The organism is Micromonospora sp. MGP-C2, assembly GCF_057766525.1.
Genome location: NZ_JBYMEN010000002.1, coordinates 3,527,637 through 3,552,892, shown reverse-complemented (window position 1 = coordinate 3,552,892; position 25,256 = coordinate 3,527,637). Strand labels below are relative to the sequence as shown.

Genomic DNA, 25,256 nt, shown 5'->3' with positions numbered 1-25,256 from the left:
GGATGTGACGTCCGGCATAACGTGAGTAACATTCGGCCCCATGAAAACGCCGCCGGGCACCGGCTCGTCAGCCGCCGGCTCGCTGCCTCGACCGGTGCACGCCGGTTACGCGCTCGGCTCACTGGCGACCGGCGCGTTCGGCACCGTGCCCGGTCTGTTGCTGCTGCCGTACCTCACCGACACGCTGGGCGTGGCCGCCGGCATGGCCGCACTGCTGGTGCTGCTGCCCAAGGCATGGGACGTGCTGGTCAACCCGGTCGCCGGGCGGATCTCCGACCGGACGCGGTCGCGCTGGGGCGCCCGCCGGCCGTACCTGCTCATCGCCGGCCTCGCGCTCGCCGTCCTGTTCGCTTCGATCTTCGCCGCGCCGTTCGGCAACGGTCCGGCCGCCGCCGCGTACGTTGCCTTCGCCTTCCTCGCCACCGCCACCGCGTTCGCCTTCTTCCAGGTGCCGTACGTGGCGATGCCGGCGGAGCTGACCGACGACTACGCCGAGCGCACCCGCCTGATGACCTGGCGGATCGCGGTGCTGGCGCTGGCCATCCTGGTGTCCGGCGCAGTCGCCCCGCTGGTGGTGAGCGCCGGCGGCGACGGCGTGGCCGGGCACCGGTGGATGGGCCTGTTCGTGGCGGCGCTGATCGCCGTCGGTGCTCTCGGCGCGTTCCTCGGCACCCGGTCCGCGCCCACCGGCACCGTGGGCGGCAGCGAGCCGACGCTGCGCGCCCAACTCGCCGTGGCGGGCGCCAACCGCCCGTTCCGGGCTCTGCTGATCTGCTTCGTGGTGCAGTCCGCCGGGGTGGCGACGATCCTGGCCGGGGTCAACTACTTCGCGGGGCAGATCCTGCGCGACGACGGGAGCGGGCCGACCCTGCTCTTCGTCTGCTTCGTCGGGCCGGCGCTGCTGGTGATGCCGATCTGGACCCGGGTCGGTGCCCGGCTGGGCAAGCGCACCGCGCTGGTCGTCGCCTCGGTCATCCTTGCCGCCGGGGCGCTGGCCCTGGTCGCCGCGCCAGTGCTGCCGGCGGTCGTGGTCTACCTGGTGGTCGCGGCGATCGGCGTCGGGTACGCGGGGCAGCAGGTCTTCGCGCTGGCGATGCTGCCGGACTGCATCGCGTACGACACGGCGCGCACCGGTCGACGGCAGGCGGGCGTCTTCACCGGCCTGTGGACCGCCGGGGAGACGTTTGGCCTGGCGCTCGGCCCGGGCATCTACGGGCTGGTGCTCCAGATCTCCGGCTACGTCTCGTCCGACACCGGCTCGGCGGCTGCCCAGTCGGACTCGGCCCGGCTGGGCGTCCTCCTCGGCTTCACGCTGATCCCGGCTCTGCTGATAGCGCCCCCGATCCTCCTGCTACGCCGATACACCCTGACTCCCGCCGCGCTGACCGCCGCACTCGCCGCCCCGGTCGATCGGGTCGATCATGGAGTTGTGGTGGGGGACGAAAGCCATTGACCGTCACGAGAAGGGCACCATAACCCCATGATCGACGAGACCAGGGCCGGGTTGCCTGCCGGGGTTGCGGCCGAGGTCGCGCTCGACGAGGTTCGGCAGTTGCGCGCCGGGGACCGGCCGACCCACGGTGGACGGCTGTTCGCGTACGTCTACGACCCGGCCGTGCCGGGGCTGGACGAGCTGGCCGCCGCCGCACACCGGGAGAGCGCGCACGTCAACGGGCTGGACCCGACCGCGTTTCCGTCCCTGCTGGCCATGGAGAACTCGCTGGTGGGCGCCGCCGGCCGGGTGCTCGGCGCCGGCCCGGGCACGACCGCACCGGACGTCGTCGGCAGCGTCACCAGCGGTGGCACCGAGTCGCTGATCCTCGCCGTCAAGACGGCCCGGGACGCCCACCCGGAGATCACCGCGCCCCGGATCGTGGTGCCGTCGAGCGCCCACGCCGCGTTCGCCAAGGCGGCGCACTACCTGCGGGTGGCGATGGACGTCGTGCCCGTCTCCCTGGACACACTGCGTCCCGACCCGGCCGCGATGGCCGCCGCCATCCGCCCGGAGACGGTGCTGGTCGCCTGCTCCGCGCCGTCGTACGCGCACGGGGTGGTGGACCCGGTCGCGGAGATCGCCGCCGCCGCGGCCGACGCCGGGGTGCGCTGCCACGTGGACGCCTGCTTCGGCGGCTGGACCCTGCCGTACCTGCGCCGACTCGGTGAGCCGGTGCCGGCGTTCGACTTCGCGGTGCCCGGGGTCACGTCCATCTCGGTGGACCTGCACAAGTACGCGTACGCGCCGAAGGGCGTGTCGGTGCTGCTGCACCGTGACGCCTCGCTGCGAGCGCCGCAGTACTTCGCGTACGCCGACTGGCCCGGCTACACGATGATCAACCCGGTGATCGCGTCCACCCGGTCGGGCGGGCCGATCGCCGCCGCGTACGCCACCGTGCGGCACCTCGGCGACGACGGTTACCTGCGACTGGCCACCGTCACCCGGGACGCGGTCGTCGGCCTGGCCGACGCGGTCCGCGCCGTCGAAGGGCTGCGGCTGATGGCCGAGCCGGAGTCGACGGTGGTGTGCTTCACCGCCACCGAGGATGGCCCCGACCTGTTCGTCCTGGTGGACGAGCTGACCGCGCGTGGCTGGCACACCCAACCCCAGCTGTCGTACGCGGGCCTGCCGGCGAGCGTGCACCTCACGGTGACCGCCTCGGTGGCGCCCCGCGTCGGCGACTTCGGCCCGGACCTGGCCGACGCGGTGGCTGCGGCCCTGGCAGCGGGGCCGGTGCGGCTGCCCGCCGAGCTGGCGGCCCTGGTCGGCGCCCTCACCCCGGACGCGCTGACCCCGGAGCTGGTCGAGGGCCTGGCCGCCGGGCTGGGCATGGGCGGCGAGCCGGGTGGTGCGCCGCTGCCGGAGCGGATGGCGGTGGTCAACACGCTGCTCGACGCCGCACCGCCGGCGCTGCGGGAGCGGCTGCTGGTCGAGTTCGTCGGGCTGCTGCAACGTCCCACCTGGTGACCGGAGCCTGGCCGCGTCGTACGCCCCCACGGTGTACGACGCGGCCGGCGATCGTCAGCCGTAGATCATCTTCATCTGAACCAGGTTGTCGCTTCTGTTGACGTCCGGCAGGACATCACGTTCGCCGTCCATCGGCTGGACCTCCACGTCCGCCTTGTCCGTGCTCAGCTTGATCCCTTCGAAGACATGGAAGTCCAGGTCCAGCCGCATCTCCGCCCCGGCGGCGAGCTGACCCAGACGGCAGATGATCGGGTCAATGCTCTCTGGGACGCCCGAGCACGTTTCCCACCCGTCGACGTCCGCGCGCACCACCGCGGGCACGCCCAACCGCAGCACCACGTGGGCGACCGGCGCCGTGCCCCGGTTTCGGATCCGCACCGTGGCCGTGCCCGTCCGGGAACCGTCGTCCGCAACTCTCAGCACGAGGTCGCCGGTGGTGACCGAGACATCCGCCAGATTCGGGTTCGGACCGAAGCTCGTCGGCCCGGAGACCTGGGTGAACGCATCATCCTTCCAGCGGTAGCCCCGCCACTGCCGTTGTGACCACTTCGCGGCCCAGCCACCCCCGGGAGCGATGTCACCGACCTGCACGCGGACCGTGCCGTCGCCCACCACGTCGAGTGCGAACAACCACTGCGGCTTGTCGATGGTGGTCGCGACCACGCGGCCGAGTGTGACCACCTTCCCGGTCTCGTCCCGGTCGAAGGCGACCACCTGCATCGGGCCGCCGGTGCCGAGCACGCACTGCACGAGCGCCACGGTCTCCACGGCGCCGTCCCCGTCGACGTCACCGTGGTCGAGCGCCGAGAGCCAGTTGACGCCCTCCCGGCCCTCACCGCTGAGCCGCGTCTGCGACGTCGGGCAGCTCGGCCCGGCCCGCCACGCCGGCAGGGCCACCGACGCGCCGAGCAACTGTGCCCGGCTGATCCGGCCGTCGGGCGCGGCGGAGGCGGGGCCGCCACTGGTCACGGAAGGACTGGGAGTCGGGCTCGCCAGGCCGCTCGGCGTGGGAGACACCGACACGCTCGGAGTGGGCTCGACCGGACCCGGCCGGTGGTCCGGGCCGCTCATCGCCGCGTACCCGATGGCCGAGCCGCCGAGCAACGCGAGCACGGTCGTGGCGGTGGCCCCCCACCGGCGCCGGTTGCGGCCTCGCACCGTCCGCCGGACGGCGGCGGGACCGGGCACCTCGACCTTGTCCAGCACGGTACGGCGGTAGTGGGCGAATTCCTCGGCGAGGCCGAGGGTCTCCTGCTCAGACATCTCGCACCTCCTCGAAGGTGTCGCGTAGGTGCGTCGCCAGCGCCGTGCGTCCCCGGTGCAGCCAGGATTTGACGGTGCCCTCGGCGACCCGTTCCTGGGCGGCGATCTCGGCGACCGACAGGTCGGCGAGGTAGTGCAGGACGACTGCCCGCCGCTGCTTCGGGGGCAACTTCGCCAGCGCGGTATCGAGGGCCACCCGGTCGGGGCTGGGCTCCGCGACGTGCGTCTCCCGCTGCCGCAGCAGCCACGCCTGGGCGGTCCGCAGTCGCCGCCAACGGTTGTGGCCGAGGTTCCAGGCGACCTTGCGTACCCAGGCCAGCGGGTCGTCGTATCCGGCCAGCCGGTCCCAGCGGGCGTACGCCCGACAGAACGCCTCCTGGACCAGGTCCTGGGCCTGCCCGCGGTCACCGGTGTAGGCGGTGAGCTGCACGACCAGCCCACGGAAGTGGGCGTGGTAGAAGTCGTCGAAGACCAGTTCGGCAGCCGCCGGTGCGGAGCGGCCCGGGGGGTCCGGTGGCCGTCCGCCCACCTGCACTTCTCTTGTCACAAGCACTCGTCCTCCCCGTGGTGGCCGCGGGCGGCGTGGTCGCCAGCATCGGTCACACACTCGGGCGCGTTGGCAGGTTGCGGGGTGGGCTGTTCGCGTTGCTGTCGTGTCCGGGACACGCGTGCCCGGGACGAGCCACGAACGAGGCTCGGAGCTGCTGTGGTTGACTGTCCGGTGGGGGACGGAAGGGGGGCGGTCGTGCAGCTACCGGCAGTGCTGGGTGAGCCGATCCGGTTCGTGCTGAACTGGGGGCGCCGCTACTCGCTCTGGGTGTTCAACTTCGGTCTGGCCTGCTGCGCGATCGAGTTCATCGCCACCAGCATGGGTCGGCACGACTTCATCCGGCTCGGTGTGATCCCGTTCGCCCACGGCCCCCGGCAGGCCGACCTGATGGTGGTGTCCGGCACGGTGACCGACAAGATGGCACCGGCCATCAAGCGGCTCTACGACCAGATGCCCGAGCCGAAGTACGTCATCTCGTTCGGCGCCTGCTCCAACTGCGGCGGCCCCTACTGGGACTCGTACTCGGTGACCAAGGGTGTCGACCAGCTCATCCCGGTCGACGTCTACGTGCCCGGCTGCCCGCCCCGGCCGGAGGCGTTGCTGCACGGCATCCTGCGCCTACAGGAGAAGATCGCCGCCGAGCAGTCGGGCATCGGCGGTGTGCCGCAACGCGATGTGCTGGCCGCGCCGCTGGACGCGCCGCCCCGGGAAGCCGCGGCCCCACGCTCCGTCGACTCCCTCACCGCCGCGCCGGTGCGCCCGCCCGCCGCCACCTGACGGCCGCCCGGCCACAGCCAGGACGAGCCCGAGCGGCGGCCGGGAGCGACCGCTCAGCCGTCGGCGGCGACGGCCAGCGTGGTCTGTGAGCAGGGTCCCCGTTTTTTTGAACACGTGTATCTGGTCCTCCCGTGATGGCGGCCGGGCCGATCGGGCCGGCTGCTTCGCGTCGGTCCAGCATCGGTGACGAGGTTGCCCGCAGCTGCCCTTGTCGGCCTTCCGGTCGAAGGGGACAAGTCGGTTGTCCGACGTCCGGGGTGGCCGGGCCGGGCTAGCCTGCGGTTCATGAGCAGCTCAGTGGACCAGCGGTCCGCCCACATCGTCGACGTGCTCACCGAGGAGTTCGGTGCGTCCATGGCGATCGACCCGGCCGCCTTCCGCCGTAAGTTCCGCAAGATGGCGGCGTCGCCGTTCGCCTTCTACCGGGGCAGCGCCGCGCTGTTCTACGCCGACCAGCTCGGCGACTTCGCCGACGATCGGTTCCTGGACGGGCGGACCAGCCGGGTGTGGATCCACGGTGACCTGCACGCGGAGAACTTCGGCACCTACATGAACGCCTCCGGGCAGCTGGTGTTCAACGTCAACGACTTCGACGAGGCGTACGTCGGGCCGTTCACCTGGGATCTGCGGCGGCTCGCGGCCAGCGTGGCGCTGCTCGGCTACGGCAAGGCGCTCTCCGACACGGCGATCGGCGATCTGGTGGCCGGCTTCGCCCGGTCGTACCTGACCGAGCTGCGGGCGATCGCCGCCGGAGGGGACGACGCGATCGGCTCGATCACCCTGGAGAACGCCGACGGTGTGCTGCGCCGGGTGCTTCAGCAGGCCCGGCTCAACACCCGCGTCGACCTGCTGGCCGCGCAGACCACCATCGACAACTACGAGCGACGGTTCTCCATCGGCGACGGGGTCTTCGAGATCGACGACGCCACCCGGGACCGGGTCCGAGCCGCCTTCCAGGACTACCTGGGCACCCTGCCGAACGCTTCGACGCAGCTTCGGCCGGTGGCGGCGCGGATCAAGGACGTGGTGCTGCGCAAGGGGGTGGGCATCGGCTCGGCCGGGCTGCCGTCGTACAACCTGCTGCTGGAGGGGCACACCCAGGCCCTGGAGAACGACGTCGTCATCTACATGAAGCAGGCGCAGGTGCCGGCGGTGGCGCGGTACGTCACCGACGAGTCGGTCCGCGGCTACTTCCAGCACCAGGGTCACCGGACCGCCGAGTCGCAGCGGGCGTTGCAGGCGCACGCCGACCCGTGGCTGGGCTTCACCGAGCTGGACGGGGCGGGGCAGCTCGTCGCCGAGGTCTCCCCGTACGCCGCGGACCTGGACTGGTCGGACGTGAACGAGCCGGAGGAGCTGACCGGGGTGCTCATCGACCTCGGTCGGGCGGTGGCCCGGATGCACTCGGTCGCCGACGACGAGTCCAGTCACGACCTGGTGGACTATTCCACAGAGGAGGCGATCGTCGCGGCGGTGGACGCCGACGAGCCGGGCTTCGTGGCCCACCTGGTGGACTTCGCCCACGCGTACGGGGTGCGCGCCCGGCAGGACCACCAGCTCTTCGTCGACCTGTTCCGCAACGGCCGGCTGCCGGGCATCTGATCGGGCGTGGCGTCGCTCAGGACGCGAACTCCAGCACCACCTTGATGTCGTCCGGCCCTGGGGTGTACGCGTCGGCGTACCTGTTCACCGGCACCCGACGGGTGATCAGCGACTCGAGCCAGACCTGGTCGGCGCCGGCCAGCGCCTGCGCGGCCATGTCCCAGTGCCGCCGGTTGGCGTTCACCGAGCCGAACACCACGTTGTTCTCCAGCACCAGCTCCCGGTTGAGTGCGCCGGCGTCGAAGTTGATGGTCCGGCCCCCGCTGGAGACTCCGGCCAGGCAGACGATCCCGGTGGGGCCCGCCTTGCACATGACGTCGAGGACCACGGTGGGCGCACCGGTGCACTCGATCACCACGTCCGGCTCGAAGGGCAGGTCGTTGACCGGCACCGTGTGGTAGGTGGCGCCGAGCCCGGCGACCAGCTCCGGCTTCGGCCCGTCGGTGTTCCGGTCCAGCACGTGGACGGTGAGCCCGCGCTGGGTGGCGAGCAACGCGGCCAGCAGCCCGATCGGCCCGGCCCCGGTCACCAGGACGGTCTGCGGCTGCCACTCGGCCCGGTGCCCGATCCGCTCGATGTGGTCCCAGGCCTTCGCCACCACACTGGTCGGTTCCAACAGCACGCCGACCTGGGCAAGCGTCGGGTCGAGCGCGACCGCGAACTGAGGCTCGATCCGCCAGCGGTCACGGGCGAACCCGGGTAGTGCCTTGATGCCGTGTTCGGTGTACTGGCCGTTGCGACACATGTCCCACTCGCCGACCGCGCAGTTGGGACAGGGGACCGGGTCGGGATGCCGGACGATGCCGGCCACCAGGTCGCCGGGTTGCATGGTGCCGCTCGGGTCCTCGATCACCCGGCCCAGTGACTCGTGCCCGATGACCAGGTGGTCCCGCCCCGGTGGCGCCTCGCCGTACTCTCCGGCGATGATCTCGTGGTCGGTGCCGCAGATCCCCACCGCGAGCGCCTCGACCAGGACCGAGCCTTCCTCGGCAGCCGGCTCCGGCTGATCCTCGACGAGGTTCAGCGAGTTGGCGACCCCGGGTTTCACAGTCACAGCGCGCACGCCCTCATCTTTCCCCGCCGGGGGCTGCGCCGCGCCCAAAGCCGGCAGATCATCTGGCATCGGCGGCGGCCAGAGCCCGGGCCCGGTCGGCACTAGGATCAGCGGCATGACTCCCGAAGCCCTCGGTGCTCGGCTGGTGGCGCTGCTCGCGCCGGTCGAGGCGACCCCGTCGGTCTCCGGCGGGCAGCGGTTCGCCCGGGCCACCGTCGACGTGCCACCGGAGAGCTGGCTGGCCGCCGTTCGCGCGGCCCGCGACGACACCGAGCTGGCCTGCGACTTCTTCGACTGGCTCTCCGCCGTCGACGAGTTGGCCGAGGGCTTCGACGTGGTGGCGCATCTCTGGTCGACGCGGCTGCGGCACGGTGTGCTGCTGCGTACCCAGTTGCCGCGTGCCGAGGCCACTGTCGCCTCGGTGGTGGACGTCTACCCGGGTGCCGCCTGGCACGAGCGGGAGACGCACGAGATGTTCGGCATCGACTTCGCCGGCCACGGCGAGCTGCGTCCGCTGCTGCTGCCCCCGGAGTTCGAGGGTCACCCGCTGCGCAAGGAGTTCGTGCTCGCTTCCCGGGTGGCCAAGCCCTGGCCGGGCGCGAAGGAACCGGGCGAGTCGGAGGCCGGCGGTGGGCGTCGACCGATCCGCCCGCCGGGTGTTCCGGCTCCGGGTGAGTGGGGCCCCACCCCCACCCCGGCCGGCGCGGGTGGTGTGGGGGAGGGGCCGCGTGGCGGCACCCCGGCCAGACCCGCCGGTGACCGTCCGGCACGGCCCGCTCCGGGGGCCCGTCCGGCGCGTACTCCCCGGTCTGCCGCGGCCGACGACGGCCCGGCCGTGCCCGAGCAGCCTGCGCCCGCTGCCGGCCCGGGCTCACCCGACCAGCCGGCGCCCGGCCCGGTCGCGGACCCGCCGGCCCGCGCCGAGCGCACCGACGACGACGGGGGTACGACCTGATGCCGCTCTGGGTGGAGCTGGTGCTGCGGGTGGGTGGCGTGCTGGTCGCGTTCCTCACCCTGCCGCTGCTGGTGGGCCAGGCCGAGCACAAGGTGATGGCGCACATGCAGGGCCGGCTCGGCCCGATGTACGCGGGCGGCTTCCACGGTTGGGCCCAGCTGGTCGCGGACGGGGTCAAGTTCGTGCAGAAGGAGGACGTGACCCCACGCGAGGCGGACCGGGCGGTGTTCCGGCTGGCCCCGGTGGTGGCCCTGGTGCCCTACCTGCTGGTGCTGCTGGTCATCCCGCTCGGCCCGAACGACCTGGTCGGGCAACCTCTGGACATCGGCTTGTTCTTCGTGCTGGCCGTGGTCGGTGTCGGGGTGGTGGCGGTGCTGATGTCGGCGTGGGCGTCGGCCAACAAATACAGCCTGCTCGGTGGGCTGCGCGGTGCCGCACAGCTGCTCGGTTACGAGCTGCCGCTGGTGCTGGCCGCCGCGTCGGTGGCGATGGCGGCGGGCACGCTCAGCCTGTCGGGCATCGTCGAGGCGTGGCAACCGTGGTGGCTGCTCTGGCAGGCGCCCGCAATGATCATCTTCTTCGTCGCCGGGGTGGCCGAGATCCGTCGGCCGCCGTTCGACATGCCGGTGGCCGACTCGGAGTTGGTCTTCGGTTACATGACCGAATACACCGGGCTGCGTTTCGCGTTCTTCCTGCTCGCCGAGTACGTCGGCATCGTGGTGATCGCCGCGCTGACCACTGTGCTGTTCCTCGGCGGATGGCAGGGCCCGTTCGCGGACGACCAGTTGGGTTGGCTCTGGACGCTGCTGAAGGTCTTCGCCGTGTCCTTCGTGATCATCTGGCTCCGGGTGTCCTACCCCCGGCTGCGCGAGGACCAGCTCCAGCGGCTCTGCTGGCTGGTGCTGGTGCCAGCGTCCCTCGCCCAACTGGTCCTCACGGCAGCCGTCCGCGTCGCCCTGTAGGAGCGCCGCTCAGCGCAGCGGGGTGTGTGCGGGATCGACGGGCTCGGCCGGCGGCGGGGGCGGGGTGCCGTCGCCGAACGGGCGGCCACCCAGCGTTTCCCGGCCGTGCGGGGTGAGCCAGTTCGACAGGTCGGGGCCGAGCGGCACGATCCCGGTCGGGTTGATGTCGCGGTGCACCTCGTAGTAGTGCCGCTTGATGTGGTCGAAGTCGATGGTGTCGCCGAAACCGGGGGTCTGGAACAGGTCCCGTGCGTACGCCCACAGCACCGGCATCTCGCTCAGCTTCTGCCTGTTGCACTTGAAGTGACCGTGGTAGACGGGGTCGAAGCGGACCAGGGTGGTGAACAGCCGCACGTCGGCCTCGGTGATGGTGTCACCGACCAGGTAACGCTGGTCGGTCAGCCGCTCGGTCAACCAGTCCAGCCGGTCGAAGAGCTGGTGGTACGCCTTGTCGTACGCCTCCTGGTTGCCGGCGAAGCCGCACCGGTAGACGCCGTTGTTGACGTCCCGGAACACCACGGCGTTGACCTCGTCGATCTGCGCCCGCAGGTGCTCCGGGTAGAGCTGCGGAGCGCCGTCGCGGTGGTACGCGCCCCACTGCGTCGACAGGTCGAGGCTCATCTGCGCGTAGTCGTTGGTCACCACCTGCCCGGTCGGCACGTCCACGATCGCCGGCACGGTGATGCCGCGCTCGTAGCCGGGGAAGCGCTTGAAGTACGCCTCCTGGATGCGCTCGATGCCGAGCACCGGGTCCCGGCCGTCCGGGTCGAGGTCGAAGGTCCAGCTCCGGGCGTCGTGGGTCGGGCCGGCCACCGCCATCGAGATGGCGTCCTCCAGGCCGAGCAGCCGTCGCACGATGATCAGGCGGTTGGCCCACGGGCAGGCCCGACTCACCGCCAACCGGTATCGGCCCGGCTCCACCGGGTACCCGTCCCGCCCGTCCTCGGTGATCCGAGTGGCGATGTACCGCTGGTCACGGGTGAACTCGCCACCCGGCTCGACGTACTTCCCGCCTGTTTCCTCGCCCACGTCACCCTCCCGGTCCGGTCAGTGTCTCTACCCCATCCTTACGGATCTACCGCTCAGCGACGCGGAGTGGACCCGGTTACCCTGCCGGCATGACGGATGTGGAGGCCGCGGCCCGCCGGTTCATCGCCGACGTGTGGAACGCGCGCCGGGAGGAGTCCGCGTACGAGTTGATCGCCGACGACTGCCCGGGGCTGGGCGGCACCGGGCCGGAGGCGACGCTGGCCTGGCACCGCGAGCGGCGGGCGGCCTTCCCGGACCTGCGCTACAAGATCGTGGACGTGGTGGCGGCCGGCGAGCGGGTGGCCGTGCACTGGCGGGCGGCCGGCACGCACGCCGGGCAGTTCGGGCCGGTGCCACCCACCGGGCAGGTGGTGAGTTACTCCGGTGCGACGTTCCTGCGCTTCGACGGGGCGGGCCGGATCGTCGAGGTGTGGAGCTGCAACGAGCTGTTCCAACTGCTCCAACAACTCGGAGTCGAAATGCTGCCCCCGACCGGCGTCAGCGGACCCGGGGCGTGATCCGACTGATCGCCAGGTTGATCGGGAAGGGCTCGCCGGTGTCGACGAACTTCGTCCACCGCCCCGTCTCGCTGTAGACCTCGTTCACCGCGTCGATCCGGTAGGTGACGACCTCCAGCGCGCCACCCTGCGTCTCGATCCGCCAGTAGAACGGGATGCCGGCCTGGGCGTACAGCGCCGGCTTCAACACCCGGTCGATGGAGCGGGTGCTCGGTGAGACGATCTCGACGGCAAGGACCACCTCGTGTGGCTCGTACTTCGACGGCTCCCGAGCCGCTGCGGTGGCCGTGGTGATCAGCACGTCGGGGATGAAGGACCGGGTGCGGTTGATCCGCACCTCGACGCCCTGGGTCACGTCATAGCCGTCGGGGCAGTCAGCGTGCAGCTCGGCCATCAGTAGCCCAGCGATGATTTGGTGCGTGCGGGTGGGGGAGGGGGACATCAGCAGCACTCCATCGAGCAGTTCCCGGCGGCGGCCATCCTCGGGCAGCGCATCCAGATCGTCAGTCGTCCACTCGCTCTCGGGCGGGTAGTCGCTCTGCAGCGCGGCGGTCATGGCAGGTCCTTCCAGGTGCGTTCGTTCTCCCCGCGACCACGGTACCGCCCTGGACCTGTGGGTGGTGGTCGCGCGCGCCGGGGCCACAGGGCAGGATGGTCGGCATGAGCGACCCCAGCGAGCACGGCGACCCGGCCAGCGCCACCGGTGCGCGTGGCCTGCCCGGCGCGGGCCTGGTGAAGGGGTTGGCGGTCACCCTCAAGACGATGACCAGCCGGACGACCACCCAGCAGTACCCGGACGTCGCCCCTGAGCTGCCGCCCCGCTCGCGTGGCGTGATCGCGTTGTCCGAGGAGAACTGCACGGTCTGCATGCTCTGCGCCCGCGAGTGTCCGGACTGGTGCATCTACATCGACTCGCACAAGGAGGAGGTGGCGGTGCCCGGCGCCGCCCGCCCCCGCCAGCGCAACGTGCTCGACAAGTTCGACATCGACTTCTCGCTCTGCATGTACTGCGGCATCTGCATCGAGGTCTGCCCGTTCGACGCGCTCTACTGGTCACCGGAATTCGAGTACGCCGAGTACGACATCAAGGACCTGCTGCACGACAAGGACCACCTGGGTCAGTGGATGGCCACGGTTCCGCCGCCGCCCGCGCACGACCCGAACGGTGAGCCGGCCAAGGAGGAGACCGCCGCCGCGCGCAAGGCGGCCGCCGCCCGTCCGGCCCCTCCATCGGTACGATCCGACGCCGATCAGGACCCGGCGTCGTGACCGCCCGAGCCGGAGAGGCGGCCCGGTGACCGGAGCGGATGTGCTGCTGCTCGCCCTCGGCGCGGTGGCGGTTGGCGCCGGCGTGCTGGTGGTGACCACGAAACACCTGGTCCGGGCCGGGCTCTACCTGGTGGTGTGCCTGGGCGCGCTGGCCGGTGACTTCCTGGTGCTCGGCGCCGAGCTGGTGGCCTGGGTGCAGGTGCTGATCTACGTGGGCGCGGTGGTGGTCCTGCTGCTGTTCGCGGTGATGCTGACCCGGGCCCCGATCGGTGCCTCCGACGACCTGGACCGGCCTGGCTGGCCGGCCGCCCTGATCGGTGGCGGCGCCGGGCTGGGGCTGACCGTCCTGCTGATCGACGCGTACCGCTGGAGCAGCGTCGCGCTTCCCGCTGCGGGCACCGCGGAGAGGCTGGGGGAGCAGATCTTCCAGTCCTGGGTGCTGCCGTTCGAGGTGCTGTCCGTGCTGCTGCTCTCCGCGCTGGTGGGCGCGATCGTGCTGTCCCGGCCGGACATCGGCCGACCCGACCCGCAACGCGAATCCACGGCAGCACCGGATGCCCGGGTCGACGTCGAGCCCGGGGGTCGCCGGTGAGACCGGTCATCCCGTACGTCACCGCCGCGCTGCTGTTCGGCCTCGGCGTCTACGGCGTGTTGCGCCGCCGCAACGCGGTGCTGGTGCTGATGTCGGTCGAGTTGATGCTCAACGCGGTCAACCTGATCCTGGTCACCGCGGACACCACCGCCCGTGCCGTGCTGCCGCACTCGGGGCAGGTCTTCGCGTTGTTCGTCATCGTCCTCGCCGCCGCCGAGATCGGCGTGGGGCTGGCGATCGTCCTCCAGCTCTACCGGTTGCGGGCCACCGTCGCGGTGGATGACGTGCCGCTGACCGAGCCGGCGCCGCCCTTCGACGGGCGAGAGCCGGCCGTCCTGGACACGGAGGCTCGCCGGTGACCGGGCTGCTCGGGGCGCTGCTGCCCGCCGTACCGCTGGCCGCCGGCCTGCTCGGCCTGCTGCTGCCACCGGCCCCACGGGGCAACAGCGCGACCGGCGGCGATCGGGCCCGCAGCGCGGCCGTCGCGCTCGGGGTCGCCGGTGCGGCCGTCGCGCTGGCGTTGGCCGTCGCGCTGCTGCTGACTGTCGACGGGCCGACGGAGACGTCGACCACCTGGGTCGACGTCGGCGGGCTGATGGTGACCCTCGGCGTACGGCTGGACGGCGCCGCCGCACTGGTCGCGGTGGCGGTCACCGCGGTCGCCCTGGCGGTGCAGGTCTACTCGATCGGCTATCTGCGGCGCGGCCCGCACGACGACATCGACGTCGACCACCGCTACCCGCCGTACGCGGCCCAGATCAGCCTCTTCACCGGTGCGATGCTGCTGGTGGTGGTCGCCGGCGACCTGATCATGCTCCTGGTCGGCTGGGAGGTGATGGGCCTCTGTTCGTACCTGCTCATCGCCCATGATCGTCGACTGCCCGGCGCGCCGGCCGCCGCGATGAAGGCGTTCCTGGTGACCCGGGTGGGTGACGTCGGGTTCCTGCTCGGCATCGCGCTGCTGGGCGTGTCGACGGGCAGCTTCCGGATCGCCGACGTGCTCGCCCACGACCACTCCGGCGTGACGTTGACCGCTGCCGGCCTGCTGCTGCTCGCCGGTGTCGCCGGTAAGAGCGCGCAGTTCCCGCTGCACACGTGGCTGCCGGACGCGATGGCCGGTCCGACGCCGATCTCGGCGCTGATCCACGCCGCCACGATGGTCGCCGCCGGTGTGTATGCCGTGGCCCGCCTCTACCCGCTGTTCACGGCCGCGCCGGTGACGCTGACCGTGCTCGGGGTGGTCGGCGCGATCACCCTGCTGCTCGGCGCGCTCGCCGCCACCGCCCAGGACGACATCAAGCGCGTGCTGGCCTGGTCGACGGTGTCCCAGTTGGGTTACATGACCGGCGCGCTGGCGGTCGGCTCTCCGTCTGCGGCGCTGTTCCACCTGCTCACCCACGCCGCGTTCAAGGCGCTGCTGTTCCTCGCCGCCGGCGTGGTCATCCACGCGGTCGGCACCACCCTGATGTCGGAGATGGGCGGGCTGCGGCGCAGCATGCCGGTGACGTTCTGGTGCACCGTGGTGGGCCTGGGTGCGCTGGCCGGGGTGCCGCCGCTCGCCGGTTTCTGGAGCAAGGACGGCGTGTTGACGGTCGCCGAGTCCGCCGCGTTGGAGGGCACCGGCCCGGCACCGTCGTGGGTGGGCTGGCTGGTGTGGATGGCCGGGCTGCTCGGCGTGGCGATCACCGCCTGGTACGCCGGCCGGCTGCTGCTGCGCGCCTTCTTCGGCACACCACGCCTGCCGCTGGTCCGCCCGCACGACCCGCCGGCGGTGCTGCGCTGGCCGGTGCTGCTGCTGGCCGTGCCGGCCGCGCTGCTCGGTCTGGCCGGGTTCGTCGGGCCGTTCGCCGACCGCCTGCGGTTCCCGACCGTGCCGGTGGCGGGCTCCGAGGACGGCCTGGTCCACGTGGGGCCGGGGATGCTGTTGCCGCTCGCGTTGCTGCTGGTTGGCGCCGGGCTGGTCACGCTGGGCTGGCGTCGGGACCCGACCGCCGACCCGGCGGTCGCGCTGGGCCCGCTGCGGCCGGTCTTCGCCCGCGCGTTCCGGCTCGACGACGTCCAGCACACCCTTGTCGTACGTCCCGTCCGCGCGCTGGCCCGCGTAGCGCGCACCGGCGACGAGGTGGTGGTGGACGGCGCGGTCGAAGGCAGCGGCCGGGCCGCGTCCGGTCTGGGCGCGGGGCTGGCCACGCTGCACCGAGCGGCGTTGCCCCGGGCCGCCGCCGGTGTGCTGGCCGGCGCGCTGCTGATCGGGCTGGCCGCCGCCGTGATCGGGGTGAAGCTATGACGTTTGGGCAGGTGTTGCTGGTCGCCGTTCTGGCGGTGCCGGCGCTCGGCGCGGTCGCGGTGGCGGCGACTCCCCGGGACCGGGCGGCCCGGCTGGTCGGCACTGTCGCGGCGGCGCTGACCCTGCTGGCCGCGGTGCCGCTGGTGTTCGGCGGTCGGGGTTGGGTCGCCTGGTCGGCCGGGGCGCCGGCGGTGCGCCCGTGGCACCAACTGGACCTGCCCTGGGTGCCCGGCCTGGAGTTGCGCTTCCACCTCGGCGTGGACGGCATCTCGTGGCCGCTGGTGGTGTTGACCGCGCTGCTCACGTTGCTCTGCTGCGCGTACACGATGTGGCGGGTTCCGGACGGCGGCAGTGGCCGGGCGTTGGTCGCGTTGCTGCTGGTGGTCGAGGTGGGCATCCTGGGCACCTTCCTCGCCCTGGACCTGGTGCTGTTCTTCCTGTTCTTCGAGGTCGTCCTGCTGCCGATGTACGCGATCATCGCCGGCTGGGGTGGCGCGGACCGGCGTCGGGCGGCCCGCAAGTTCGCGCTCTACACCCTGTTCGGCTCGGTGTTGCTGCTGGTCGGCGTGTACGTGGTGGTCGCCGCCGCCGGCACCGCCGACGTGGTGGCCCTGACCGGTGGGGCGGGGATGTCCAGGGGCACCCAGTTGGCCGCGTTCACCCTGCTGGCGTTGGCCTTCGCGGTGAAGAGCCCGCTGTGGCCGTTGCACTCCTGGCTGCCCGACGCGCACACCCAGGCGCCAACCGTGGGCAGTGTGGTGCTGGCCGGCGTGCTGTTGAAGATGGGCACCTACGGTCTGATCCGGGTGGCGGTGGGGGTGGCGCCGGAGGGCGCCCGCTGGGCGGCGCCGGTGCTCGGCGTGCTGGCCGTGGCCGCGATCCTGGTCGGCTCACTGGTCTGCCTGGCACAGTCCGACGTCAAGCGGCTGATCGCGTACTCCAGCGTGGGGCACATGGGCTTCGTGCTGCTGGGCGTCGCCACGCTGACCACCATCGGCATCCAGGCGGCGTTGATCGGCAACATCGCGCACGGGGTGATCACCGGTCTGCTGTTCTTCCTGGCCGGGGCTGTGAAGGACCGGACCGGCACGGGCACCCTCGCCGAGTTGTCCGGGCTGCGGGAGACCGCGCCCCGGTTGGCCGGTCTGCTGGCGTTCGCGGCTGTCGCGTCGCTCGGTCTGCCCGGGCTGGCCGGTTTCTGGGGTGAGGCGTTCGCGGTGATCGCGGCCGTCCAGGTGGGCGGCCCGCTCTGGACCACCCTCGGGGTGCTGGCCGCGTTCGGCGGCGCGCTCACCGCGGCGTACTTCCTGCGGTTGCTGCGCCAGGTCACCCACAACCGTCCGAGCCCCGCCGTGGGGCGGGTCGGCCCCGGCCTGGCCGGTGCGGAGCTGACCGCGTGGGTGCCGCTGGTGCTGCTCGCGTTGGCCATCGGGCTGGCCCCGGCGCTGGTCCTCGGCGTCGCCGAGGCTCCCGTCGACGCCCTGATCGAGGTGGTCTCCCGGTGAGCGCCAGGCGTACGGCGAAGCGGAGCCCCGCAGTCGCGAACAGAGGCAGGCTCACATGAACGTGGTGCAGAGCGTGGACAGCGTCGCGCTGCTGCCGGCCTACCTGGCCGCCGGCACCGCAGTGCTCGTGCTCCTCACCGATCTGCTGCTGGCCCGGCCACGGGCCACCATCGTGGTGGCCGCGCTGGGCGCGCTCGGCACCGCCGTCGGCGCCGCCCTGGTCGGCGCGGCTGGGGAGCGCCGGACGTTCTGTGTCGGCGCGGACTGCTCCTGGATCTTCGGCGGCCGGGCCGCCCTCGTCGGCGCGGTGGTGGCCCTGCTCACCCTGGGCGTGCTCGGGCTCTCCGCACCCGCGTTGCGGGCGGGGCGGTCACCGGTGGGGGAATACTGCTTCCTGCTGGCCTGCTCGATGACCGGCGGCGTGGTCCTCGGCGCGGCCGGCGACCTGATCACCCTGATCGTCGCCCTGGAGACGCTGACCCTGCCGCTGTACGTGCTGGTGGGCCTGCGTCGGGGGAGCCTCGCCAGCGCCGAGGCGGCGGTGACGTTCTTCGTGGTCAGCGTGGTGGCGACCACGCTGACCCTGCTCGGCGCGGCGCTGCTGTACGCGGTGACCGGTGGGCTGCACCTGGACCGGCTCAGCGCGTTGCTCGCCGAACGGCCGGAGTTGCGGGACCTGCCGCTGACCACCGCCGCGGTGGCGGTGCTGCTGGTCGGGCTGGCCTTCAAGGTGGCGGCGGTGCCGTTCCACGCGTGGGCGCCGGCCACCTACGACGGCGCGCCGCTGCCGGTGGCCGCGTACCTGTCGACGGCGTCGAAGCTGGGCGGCCTGGTCGCACTGCTCGCCGTCGTGCAGCGGGCACTCCCGCCGGATCAGACCGGTCCGGTGCTCGCCCTGCTCGCGGTGCTCACCATGACCGTCGGCAACCTGGTCGCGCTGCGCCAGCGGCGTACCGTCCGGCTGCTGGCCTGGTCGTCCGTCGCGCAGGCCGGCTACATCCTCGCCCCGCTGGGGGCGTTGGCGCTGGCCGCCGGCCGCACCGACGAGGCACGCTCCGCCGCGTACGCCGCCGCGATGGCGTACGCCGTCTTCTTCGTGGTGTTGGAGTTGGCCGCGTTCGCCGCTGTGACCGCGCTGCGCCCGGCCGGTGCGGACGGCGGCACGCTGGACGACCTCCGTGGGGCGGCCCGCCGGCACCCCTGGCGGGCCGCGGCGCTCGGTCTCGCGCTGGTGGGCCTGGCCGGCCTGCCGCCGGGGCTCGCCGGCCTGTTCGCGAAGGTGACAGTGGTCCGGGCGCTGCTCGACGGTGGGGCGGCCTGGCTGGCGCTCGTGGTGGCGCTGAACGCGGTGATCGGGCTCGCCTACTACCTGCGGGTGACCGCCGCGCTCTGGGCGCCGGCGACGACGACGCCCGGCCCGGCCGCGGCGCAAGCCGGTGGCGGTGCGGCTGCCGTACCCGTGGTGGGTGTGGTGGCAGTGGTGCTGGCGGTGGCGACGGTGGCCGCCGTGGTGCTCGGCGTCGCCCCGCAGTTGGTGCTCGATCTGGCCGGCCGCTGACCTGACCTGCGCTTCGTCTCAGTGAACTCTCAGCGTTGAGACGGATGGTTGGTGGGTACCGGGTTGTTACACCGGTCAGCGGATCCCGGCGATCCGTGCACCGAAGGAGACATCGTGCACCACAACCGTCTGAAGACCGCAGCGCTGCTTGGCCTGCTCAGCGCCCTGATCCTCGCGGTGGGCTACTGGTTCGGCGGCAGTGGCGGTCTGGTCATCGCTGTCGTCGTCTCACTGGTCATGAACGGCGTCACCTACTTCTACTCCGACAAGCTCGCACTGCGCTCGATGGGGGCGCAACCAGTCACCGAGGCACAGTTCCCCGAGCTGTACCGGATGGTGCGGGAGCTGGCTACCGACGCCAAGCAGCCGATGCCGCGCCTCTACGTGAGCCCAACCTCGCAGCCCAACGCGTTCGCCACGGGTCGTAACCCGCAGCACGCGGCGGTGTGCGTGACCCAGGGGATCACCGAGATCCTCGACTACCGCGAGCTGCGCGGTGTGATCGGGCACGAGCTGTCACACGTCTACAACCGGGACATCCTGATCTCCAGCGTGGCGGCGGGTCTGGCCAGCATCATCACCCTGCTGGCGAACCTCGCCTTCTTCATCCCGCTGGGCGGCGGGGACGACGAGGACCGGCCGAACCCGGCTGTGCTGCTGCTCACCCTGATCCTCGGCCCGATCGCGGCCACGGTGATCCAGTTGGCGATCAGCCGGAGCCGTGAGTTCCAGGCGGACGCCTCGGGTGCCGAGTTGAGCCGAGACCCGCTGGCCCTGGCCAGCGCGCTCCGCAAGATCGACGCGGTGGCCCGCCGCCGGCCGTTGCCGGCCCAGGGCCAGCTCACCAGCACCGCGCACCTCATGATCGCCAACCCGTTCCGGGGCGGCGGCATGGCGGCGCTCTTCTCCACCCACCCCAAGATGGAGGACCGGGTCGCCCGGCTGGAGCAGATGGCCGCCAACGCGGGGCCGGTGCAGTTCCAGCGCTGACCCGCTGCTGATTCACGCCTCCGCCCGTACCCGGTCACGCCGGGTACGGGCGGAGCGCTGTGTCGAGGCTGATATCCGGTGTCGTCCCGTCCGACGGCGGCGTTAGGGTCGTAACGGCTCACGCTCATTACATTTTCGGAGGTTTCGGTGGCCGCGCTGCATCAGTACCTGGGTGTGTGGCGGATCCCCGGCGCACCGATGCTGCTGATCACCGGCATCATCGGGCGACTCGGGATCGGCATGACCCCACTGGCGCTGCTCCTGGTGGTCGAGCAGGTGACCGGGCGGTACGCGCTGGCGGCCATCGCGGGCGGGATCTACGCCGTCGCCGGCGCCGCGCTCAGCCCCGTGGCCGGGCGGGTCGCCGACCGGGTCGGCCCCACCCCCGTCCTGCTGGTCACCGCCGTGGCCCACCCGGTAGCGCTCATCGCGCTGCTGCTGGCCAGCCGCTCGGGTGACGACGCCCTACCCACCATCTACCTCGCCAGTGCCGTGGCCGGCGCCACGTACCCGCCGCTCACCGCCGCCATCCGTAACGCCTGGAACGACCTGACCAGCCCCAGCTCCGGCCGGTACGCCCTGCGAAACACGGCGCTGGCCGCCGAGACGTCGCTGTTCGAGATCGTCTTCGTGCTCGGTCCGCTGCTCGTCGCCGGCTTCGTGCTGGTCGCCGACGCGGCAGCCGCGCTGATCGGCGCGGCAGTGGTCACCCTGGTCGGCACGACCGCCGTGGCCCTCGGCGAGGTGATGCGCGGCTGGCGCCCGCACGCGAAGGAGCACCACGCCAGAGGGCTCGGGCCGCTGCGGGTCGGTGGATTCCCAGCCCTGCTGGTCTGCGTGGCCAGCCTCGGCATCGCGTTCGGCGCCGCCGGGGTGATCGTCCCGGCGTACGCGAGCGGCCACACCACCGACGACCCGGAGAGCCTGGCCGGAATTCTGCTCGCCGTCTGGGGGGTCGGCAGCGCCATCGGCGGGTTCTGGTTCGGCGTCCGCAAGCCGGCACCGAACATGACCCGCCAGTTCGCCCTGCTGCTCTCCGCCGTGGCCGGCACCTTCGTGGTGTTCGCGGTGATGCCCACCCCGCTGGCGCTGGGCGTCGCGTTGGTCGTCGGCGGGGCCGCCATCGCGCCCGCGCTGACCCTGGAGAACACCCTGGTCGGCCGGATCGCCCCGGCCGGGATGCTGAACGAGGCGTACACCTGGGTGGTCACCGTGGCGGTCGCGTCGAGCGCGGCCGGCGGCTCGGTGGCCGGCCTGATCGTGGACCACACCGGCGGCGTCAGCTGGGCGTTCCTCTTCGCCGGAGCGGCCGTCGCAGTCGGGGCCGCGGTCGCCGCGCTGCCCGCCGGGCCCATCGCCCGTGCGGAAAACACGGCGGTACGCGCCGAACAGCCCGTGGCGGTCTGACCCCGCTGTCTTCCGTGCGGTGCTGGCCCGTCTTCCGTGCGGATTCGTTGCGGGCTTGATCCACTCGGGTTGCCGGCCGGCTTGATCCACGCGGTTTGCCGGCCGGCTTGATCCACTCGGGTTCCTTGAAGTCGGGGCGTTCCTGCGCGGCGGATACCCCGACTTCAAGGAACCCGAGTTCCGCCTACCCTGGGCGCATGGCCAAGGTTCTATATTCGGCGACGGCGTCACTCGACGGCTACATCGCCGGCCCCGGCGGCGACATGTCCTGGCTGACCGACCACCTCGGCGGCGAAAACCCGACGGCGGAGCGCCTGCTGCACAGCGTCGGCGCGATCCTGGCCGGCAACGGCACCTTCGGCGGCGACGACCCCAACCGCGGCACCGACAGCGAAGGCGCGTTCGGCGGCCAGTACCACGGGCCGGTGTTCGTCCTCACCCACCAACCACCGGCCGAGCCACCCGCCGACGTCACGTTCGTCGGTGACCTGCACACCGCCGTCGCCCAGGCCAAGGAGGCCGCCGGCGACCGGTACGTCAACATCCTCGGCGCGAATGTCGCCAAGCAGTGCATCGAGGCCGGTCTGCTCGACGAGATCCTGATGTTCTTCGCCCCGGTGCTGCTCGGCGACGGGGTGCGCATGTTCGACCACCCGGGCGGCACCAAGGTGCGGTTGGTGCCACTGCCCGGCGAGACCGAGCACTGGTACAGCGTCGTCTACTGAACCCGACTGTCCATGCCTTGTCGTCGATGGACTCCCTCCTGACGAGCGGAGCGAGCCGCCGCCGGGCTGGGGCGGTCGACGCCGACCCGGTGGTTGACGACGGCCTGGGTGAGTCCATGCCGACCCGGAGGTTCATGCCTGCATGGGTGGTTCGACGGCCGACCGCTGAACCCCGCCGCTCGGCAACTGAATCCGTTTCAGGTCATGTATCCCGGGAACGACGCTGCCATGCCCGACCCCGATCCCATGGAAGAGCGCGCGAAGAGCGCGGTGCGCAAGGTCCATCGGGCCGCTACCCGGCATCAGGACCCCGATCTGCATCAGGCGGCGGTGGAGATCAGCCGCATGGCTGGTGAACTGGGGCACGATCCGGGCGCGATCGAGGATTGGCGGCGCTGCCCGGTGTGCGGGGCAGAGCCGGGGGCGCTCTGCATCCAGGTGCCGGGGCACGGCATGGTCGACGGTGTGCATCCGGAGCGCATCAGGCAGTAGGACCCAGCCCTCTCCCGCTGGTGAACGGATCGCGGCGCCGTCGGCTGCGTATCGGTTGCCTGGCCAGAGAGCTAGATATAGGGCAGGGACCAGTTGGCGTCAGTGCCGGAACGTGAAGATGGTTCCCGCAGGGTCCAAGGGCTGTGGAGACCCTTCGAACCGGTGAACGCCCACCGAGAATTGCACATCCTCTGGAGCGTGGAATGCCTGCTCCACGAAGCCGGCATCCCGGAGCCACTCCCGTACAGCTGGTGTCAGGTCCGGGTCTCGTCGGGTCCTGGTCCAGATCACGGTGGCACCCTCGGCACACAGCCGCGGCAGGGCGGCAACGGTTCGCTCCACGTCTGCGTCTGAGACGTTGCCGAAGACCCCGACCATAAGCACCAGGTCGGCCGGAACGATCCCCGCATACGCGGAGAGCTGGCCCGCGTCAGCCTGCCTGATCACGATGTTGGAGATCCCGGCCTGATTGGCGGCGGCCTGAGCGGCAGTCACATTGCCCGAGTCGAACTCAAGCAGGGTTCCGCGTACACGCTGAGCATCAGCCCTTGAGGCGAGGACGCCGACAAGGTCATGACCCTGCCCCGCGCACACGCTTATCGCAGTCAGCCGTTCGTCGAAGCGCTGATCAAGCCACGAGACAATGTGCTGCTGGACCAGCCGCAGCCGACGAGACAGCGGGGAGTTTTCGTCGGCGTACGGCTCATGCCATGCCTGCCAGTGAGTCTGGATGGTCATCTGGGCCAGCTTGGCAGAGCACTGACGGCTCGGCCAGGGATCCTGTCGGGGCCGTGGCCAAGCCGTCGGGAGCCGATCGCGAGTGACCGATACCGACTAGAAGTGACGGCGTACGTCCAGGTGACTGGCACGGTCTACCCGCTGACCAGGCCGGCGGTCGCCGCCTTACCTGTAGTTGTTGAACTGGAGGGCGACGCCGAAGTCCTCGCCCTTGAGCAGCGAGATGACGGCCTGGAGGTCGTCCCTCTTCTTGCCGGTGACCCGCAGCTGGTCGCCCTGGATCTGCGCCTGCACGCCCTTGGGGCCCTCGTCGCGGATCTTCTTGCTGATCGCCTTGGCCTTGTCCGTCTCGATGCCCTGGATCACCTTGCAGTCGATCTTGAAAATCTTGCCGGACGGGCGCGGCTCGCCAGCGTCCAGCGACTTCAGCGAAATGTTCCGCTTGACCAGCTTCTCCTTGAACACGTCCAGTGCGGCGAGGACCCGCTCCTCGGTCTCCGCCTGAAGACCGATCGCCTCCTCGCCGGACCAGGAGATCTCCGCACCGGTGCCGCGGAAGTCGAACCGCGTCGCGAGCTCCTTCTCCGCCTGTCGAAGGGCGTTGTCGACCTCCTGGCGGTCAACCTTGCTCACGATGTCGAACGACGGGTTCGCTGCCATGTTTCTGCTCCTGCTGTCCGGCGGTCTGGGCTTGCCGTCGGCCGCCGACCAGCGGCACGACCCCCTGACCGTACCCGGTTGCGGAGGTCCCGGGGGAAGCCGCTATCCTTGCTTCCGCCGCCGCGTTACGACGCGGTGGGGTGCCCTGGCGGGTTGCCCGAGCGGCCAATGGGAGCGGACTGTAAATCCGTCGCGAAAGCTTCAGAGGTTCGAATCCTCTACCCGCCACCAGGTGCAGACACGGCCCCTGACCAGCAGAGATGCTGATCAGGGGCCGTTGTCGTTTGTCCGGCCGAGTCTGGCTGAGTTCAGCCGTTGACAAGTGGTTGTGGCAGATAGTGGGCGGGGAGATCGGTCTGGGCGCTCGACGAGCCGCGGCGGTCGATCTGCGCCGCCCAGCTCCGGTGATGCCGCCGGCATCAGCCACGGTGCTGCCTCCGGTCGGTTTCGTCCACCTCAACCGGCCCCAGGTCGTCGGGATCGTCTGATGCGGCCATCCCGGCCGCCGGTCGGCGGCTACCGGAACTCGTGCACGACCTCGATCAGTCCAACGATGTGGGCGTTGAACTCGTCCAGCTCCTCGGCCGGCACCCACAGCTCCAGAATGGTCTTCCCGCCGGCCTGGCGGACCGGGTACCTGCTCAGGAAGTCCGACTCCACCCGGAAGTGGGTCACGTAGCCGACGCCCGACGCGGGCACGTTCCAGTCCCGGGCGATCATCACCGCGTAGTCCTCGTTCAGGACCGGGTAGAAGATCGGCTGATCCGGCAGACGGGGCGGCCACGCCCGCCATCCGGACTCGCGGACGAGAGCCAGCTCGTTCGGCCCGGTTGGGCGCCACAGCACCGTCGTACCGTCATCGCTGTTCATGTCGACCTCGCCGCTCGGATTCTTGGTGAGCCCGGACAGTATCGGCGCGCCGGCACCCGAGACCAACGCATTCGGCTCGCGGTAGGTCGGCCCGGGCTCTGGGCGTAGTCCATCGATGACTGTCGTGGTGAGTCATCCCGCCGGCAGCCCTCCGAGGGGCTGCTATCGCCCTCGGCGTCCGGCGCGTGGCTTGTCCGTCTAGGCCACTTGTGTCCAAGGCGTAAACGGGTATGGTGGTCGATGTATTTGGCTGCCCGGGGTGCGAGGCGGTCGGTCACGGGGAGTGATCACAAGCAACGAGCCAGGTGGTGCGCCGCAGCATGGGTGAAATGTGCTGATGGTCGTATCAAGCGCAGACCGAATTGCCTGACGCGCGGAACGGGCCCTGATCTGGCACTGCACGACACAGCGGGCTGTCCGAAGGGCGCGACCTAGTCAACGCTCGGACCGGTCCCGCACCGAGCGCTTCTCCGCATACGGGCCGTGTGGCA

24 protein-coding genes, 1 tRNA gene and 1 pseudogene are annotated in these 25,256 nt (G+C 71.4%); 18 read left to right on the top strand and 8 right to left on the bottom strand.

The genetic code is table 11. The features are described 5' to 3' along the window. Positions 1 to 40 precede the first annotated feature (40 nt). The gene (locus AC3CF1_RS16080; RefSeq protein WP_355161497.1) at positions 41 to 1,453 is read left to right on the top strand and encodes an MFS transporter; all 1,413 of its coding nucleotides are present in this window, start codon (positions 41 to 43) and stop codon (positions 1,451 to 1,453) included. 27 nt (positions 1,454 to 1,480) lie between these two features. Further along, positions 1,481 to 2,962: a pyridoxal phosphate-dependent decarboxylase family protein gene (locus tag AC3CF1_RS16075; protein ID WP_488450745.1), complete on the top strand. Its 1,482-nt coding sequence runs from the start codon at positions 1,481 to 1,483 to the stop codon at positions 2,960 to 2,962. 54 nt (positions 2,963 to 3,016) lie between these two features. Here AC3CF1_RS16075 and AC3CF1_RS16070 read toward each other — a convergent pair whose 3' ends face one another. Next, positions 3,017 to 4,225, bottom strand: coding sequence for a hypothetical protein (locus tag AC3CF1_RS16070; protein ID WP_354982829.1), 1,209 nt, complete (start codon positions 4,223 to 4,225; stop codon positions 3,017 to 3,019). Continuing rightward, the gene (locus AC3CF1_RS16065; RefSeq protein ID WP_488450744.1) at positions 4,218 to 4,778 is read right to left on the bottom strand and encodes an RNA polymerase sigma factor; all 561 of its coding nucleotides are present in this window, start codon (positions 4,776 to 4,778) and stop codon (positions 4,218 to 4,220) included. Before AC3CF1_RS16065 ends, AC3CF1_RS16070 begins: the two co-directional genes overlap by 8 nt. A gap of 192 nt (positions 4,779 to 4,970) precedes the next feature. Here AC3CF1_RS16065 and AC3CF1_RS16060 point away from each other — a divergent pair, with 192 nt between their 5' ends. Continuing rightward, positions 4,971 to 5,552, top strand: coding sequence for an NADH-quinone oxidoreductase subunit B (locus tag AC3CF1_RS16060; RefSeq protein WP_141911216.1), 582 nt, complete (start codon positions 4,971 to 4,973; stop codon positions 5,550 to 5,552). 285 nt (positions 5,553 to 5,837) lie between these two features. Further along, positions 5,838 to 7,154: a DUF2252 domain-containing protein gene (locus tag AC3CF1_RS16055; RefSeq protein WP_354982831.1), complete on the top strand. Its 1,317-nt coding sequence runs from the start codon at positions 5,838 to 5,840 to the stop codon at positions 7,152 to 7,154. Positions 7,155 to 7,170: 16 nt separating this feature from the next. Here the strand turns inward: AC3CF1_RS16055 and AC3CF1_RS16050 are convergent, their stop codons facing one another. Further along, positions 7,171 to 8,217 carry a glucose 1-dehydrogenase gene (locus AC3CF1_RS16050; protein WP_354982832.1) on the bottom strand — a complete coding sequence of 349 codons (1,047 nt, stop codon included), beginning with the start codon at positions 8,215 to 8,217 and terminating at the stop codon, positions 7,171 to 7,173. A gap of 106 nt (positions 8,218 to 8,323) precedes the next feature. Between AC3CF1_RS16050 and AC3CF1_RS16045 the strand changes: the two are divergent. Together AC3CF1_RS16045 and AC3CF1_RS16040 are read left to right on the top strand one after the other, a co-directional pair. Beyond that, positions 8,324 to 8,920: pseudogene (locus AC3CF1_RS16045) on the top strand (NADH-quinone oxidoreductase subunit C); the annotation flags it as partial. A gap of 242 nt (positions 8,921 to 9,162) precedes the next feature. After that, positions 9,163 to 10,125: a complex I subunit 1/NuoH family protein gene (locus AC3CF1_RS16040; RefSeq protein ID WP_088950268.1), complete on the top strand. Its 963-nt coding sequence runs from the start codon at positions 9,163 to 9,165 to the stop codon at positions 10,123 to 10,125. Between the two features lie 9 nt (positions 10,126 to 10,134). Here AC3CF1_RS16040 and AC3CF1_RS16035 read toward each other — a convergent pair whose 3' ends face one another. After that, complete coding sequence (locus AC3CF1_RS16035; protein WP_354982834.1) at positions 10,135 to 11,154, bottom strand: glutathione S-transferase family protein; 1,020 nt, start codon at positions 11,152 to 11,154, stop codon at positions 10,135 to 10,137. A gap of 89 nt (positions 11,155 to 11,243) precedes the next feature. Here AC3CF1_RS16035 and AC3CF1_RS16030 point away from each other — a divergent pair, with 89 nt between their 5' ends. Then, on the top strand, positions 11,244 to 11,672 hold the full coding sequence (locus AC3CF1_RS16030; RefSeq protein WP_355162040.1) for an ester cyclase: 429 nt from the start codon (positions 11,244 to 11,246) through the stop codon (positions 11,670 to 11,672). Here AC3CF1_RS16030 and AC3CF1_RS16025 read toward each other — a convergent pair. Further along, positions 11,653 to 12,228: a Uma2 family endonuclease gene (locus tag AC3CF1_RS16025; RefSeq protein WP_354982836.1), complete on the bottom strand. Its 576-nt coding sequence runs from the start codon at positions 12,226 to 12,228 to the stop codon at positions 11,653 to 11,655. The genes AC3CF1_RS16030 and AC3CF1_RS16025 overlap by 20 nt on opposite strands. Before the next feature lie 95 nt (positions 12,229 to 12,323). On the opposite strand from AC3CF1_RS16025, the gene AC3CF1_RS16020 reads away from it, so the two are divergent. The 10 genes from AC3CF1_RS16020 to AC3CF1_RS15975 all read left to right on the top strand — a co-directional run bounded on the left by AC3CF1_RS16020 (position 12,324) and on the right by AC3CF1_RS15975 (position 22,497). After that, positions 12,324 to 12,941: a NuoI/complex I 23 kDa subunit family protein gene (locus tag AC3CF1_RS16020; protein WP_099848712.1), complete on the top strand. Its 618-nt coding sequence runs from the start codon at positions 12,324 to 12,326 to the stop codon at positions 12,939 to 12,941. 25 nt (positions 12,942 to 12,966) lie between these two features. Beyond that, positions 12,967 to 13,533, top strand: coding sequence for an NADH-quinone oxidoreductase subunit J family protein (locus tag AC3CF1_RS16015; RefSeq protein ID WP_488450743.1), 567 nt, complete (start codon positions 12,967 to 12,969; stop codon positions 13,531 to 13,533). Further along, positions 13,530 to 13,892, top strand: coding sequence for an NADH-quinone oxidoreductase subunit NuoK (gene nuoK / locus AC3CF1_RS16010; protein WP_488450742.1), 363 nt, complete (start codon positions 13,530 to 13,532; stop codon positions 13,890 to 13,892). The genes AC3CF1_RS16015 and nuoK overlap by 4 nt, the downstream gene beginning before the upstream one ends. Next, on the top strand, positions 13,889 to 15,820 hold the full coding sequence (locus tag AC3CF1_RS16005; protein WP_488450741.1) for an NADH-quinone oxidoreductase subunit 5 family protein: 1,932 nt from the start codon (positions 13,889 to 13,891) through the stop codon (positions 15,818 to 15,820). Before nuoK ends, AC3CF1_RS16005 begins: the two co-directional genes overlap by 4 nt. After that, the gene (locus AC3CF1_RS16000; RefSeq protein ID WP_488450740.1) at positions 15,817 to 17,325 is read left to right on the top strand and encodes a complex I subunit 4 family protein; all 1,509 of its coding nucleotides are present in this window, start codon (positions 15,817 to 15,819) and stop codon (positions 17,323 to 17,325) included. Before AC3CF1_RS16005 ends, AC3CF1_RS16000 begins: the two co-directional genes overlap by 4 nt. Before the next feature lie 55 nt (positions 17,326 to 17,380). Further along, complete coding sequence (locus AC3CF1_RS15995; RefSeq protein WP_099848704.1) at positions 17,381 to 18,883, top strand: NADH-quinone oxidoreductase subunit N; 1,503 nt, start codon at positions 17,381 to 17,383, stop codon at positions 18,881 to 18,883. 114 nt (positions 18,884 to 18,997) lie between these two features. Next, positions 18,998 to 19,873 carry a zinc metalloprotease HtpX gene (gene htpX, locus AC3CF1_RS15990; protein ID WP_328370095.1) on the top strand — a complete coding sequence of 292 codons (876 nt, stop codon included), beginning with the start codon at positions 18,998 to 19,000 and terminating at the stop codon, positions 19,871 to 19,873. Between the two features lie 147 nt (positions 19,874 to 20,020). Beyond that, positions 20,021 to 21,280 (top strand): MFS transporter, encoded by a 1,260-nt coding sequence (locus AC3CF1_RS15985; RefSeq protein WP_488450739.1) that lies wholly within the window; start codon positions 20,021 to 20,023, stop codon positions 21,278 to 21,280. A 197-nt stretch (positions 21,281 to 21,477) separates the two neighbouring features. Next, a complete protein-coding gene (locus tag AC3CF1_RS15980) occupies positions 21,478 to 22,005 on the top strand; it encodes a dihydrofolate reductase family protein (RefSeq protein WP_088950256.1) in 528 nt (175 codons plus the stop codon). A 228-nt stretch (positions 22,006 to 22,233) separates the two neighbouring features. Next, entirely contained in the window at positions 22,234 to 22,497 is a 264-nt protein-coding gene (locus tag AC3CF1_RS15975) for a zinc finger domain-containing protein (RefSeq protein WP_355160219.1), read from the top strand. A gap of 99 nt (positions 22,498 to 22,596) precedes the next feature. Here the strand turns inward: AC3CF1_RS15975 and AC3CF1_RS15970 are convergent, their stop codons facing one another. Together AC3CF1_RS15970 and AC3CF1_RS15965 are read right to left on the bottom strand one after the other, a co-directional pair. Then, complete coding sequence (locus tag AC3CF1_RS15970; RefSeq protein WP_488450738.1) at positions 22,597 to 23,235, bottom strand: SAM-dependent methyltransferase; 639 nt, start codon at positions 23,233 to 23,235, stop codon at positions 22,597 to 22,599. A gap of 165 nt (positions 23,236 to 23,400) precedes the next feature. Continuing rightward, complete coding sequence (locus AC3CF1_RS15965) at positions 23,401 to 23,895, bottom strand: YajQ family cyclic di-GMP-binding protein (protein WP_088950253.1); 495 nt, start codon at positions 23,893 to 23,895, stop codon at positions 23,401 to 23,403. A gap of 147 nt (positions 23,896 to 24,042) precedes the next feature. Here AC3CF1_RS15965 and AC3CF1_RS15960 point away from each other — a divergent pair. Then, positions 24,043 to 24,126: transfer RNA gene (locus tag AC3CF1_RS15960), tRNA-Tyr, on the top strand. Positions 24,127 to 24,411: 285 nt separating this feature from the next. On the opposite strand, the gene AC3CF1_RS15955 is transcribed toward AC3CF1_RS15960, so the two are convergent. After that, entirely contained in the window at positions 24,412 to 24,765 is a 354-nt protein-coding gene (locus AC3CF1_RS15955; protein ID WP_488450737.1) for a hypothetical protein, read from the bottom strand. Between the last annotated feature and the right edge of the window lie 491 nt (positions 24,766 to 25,256).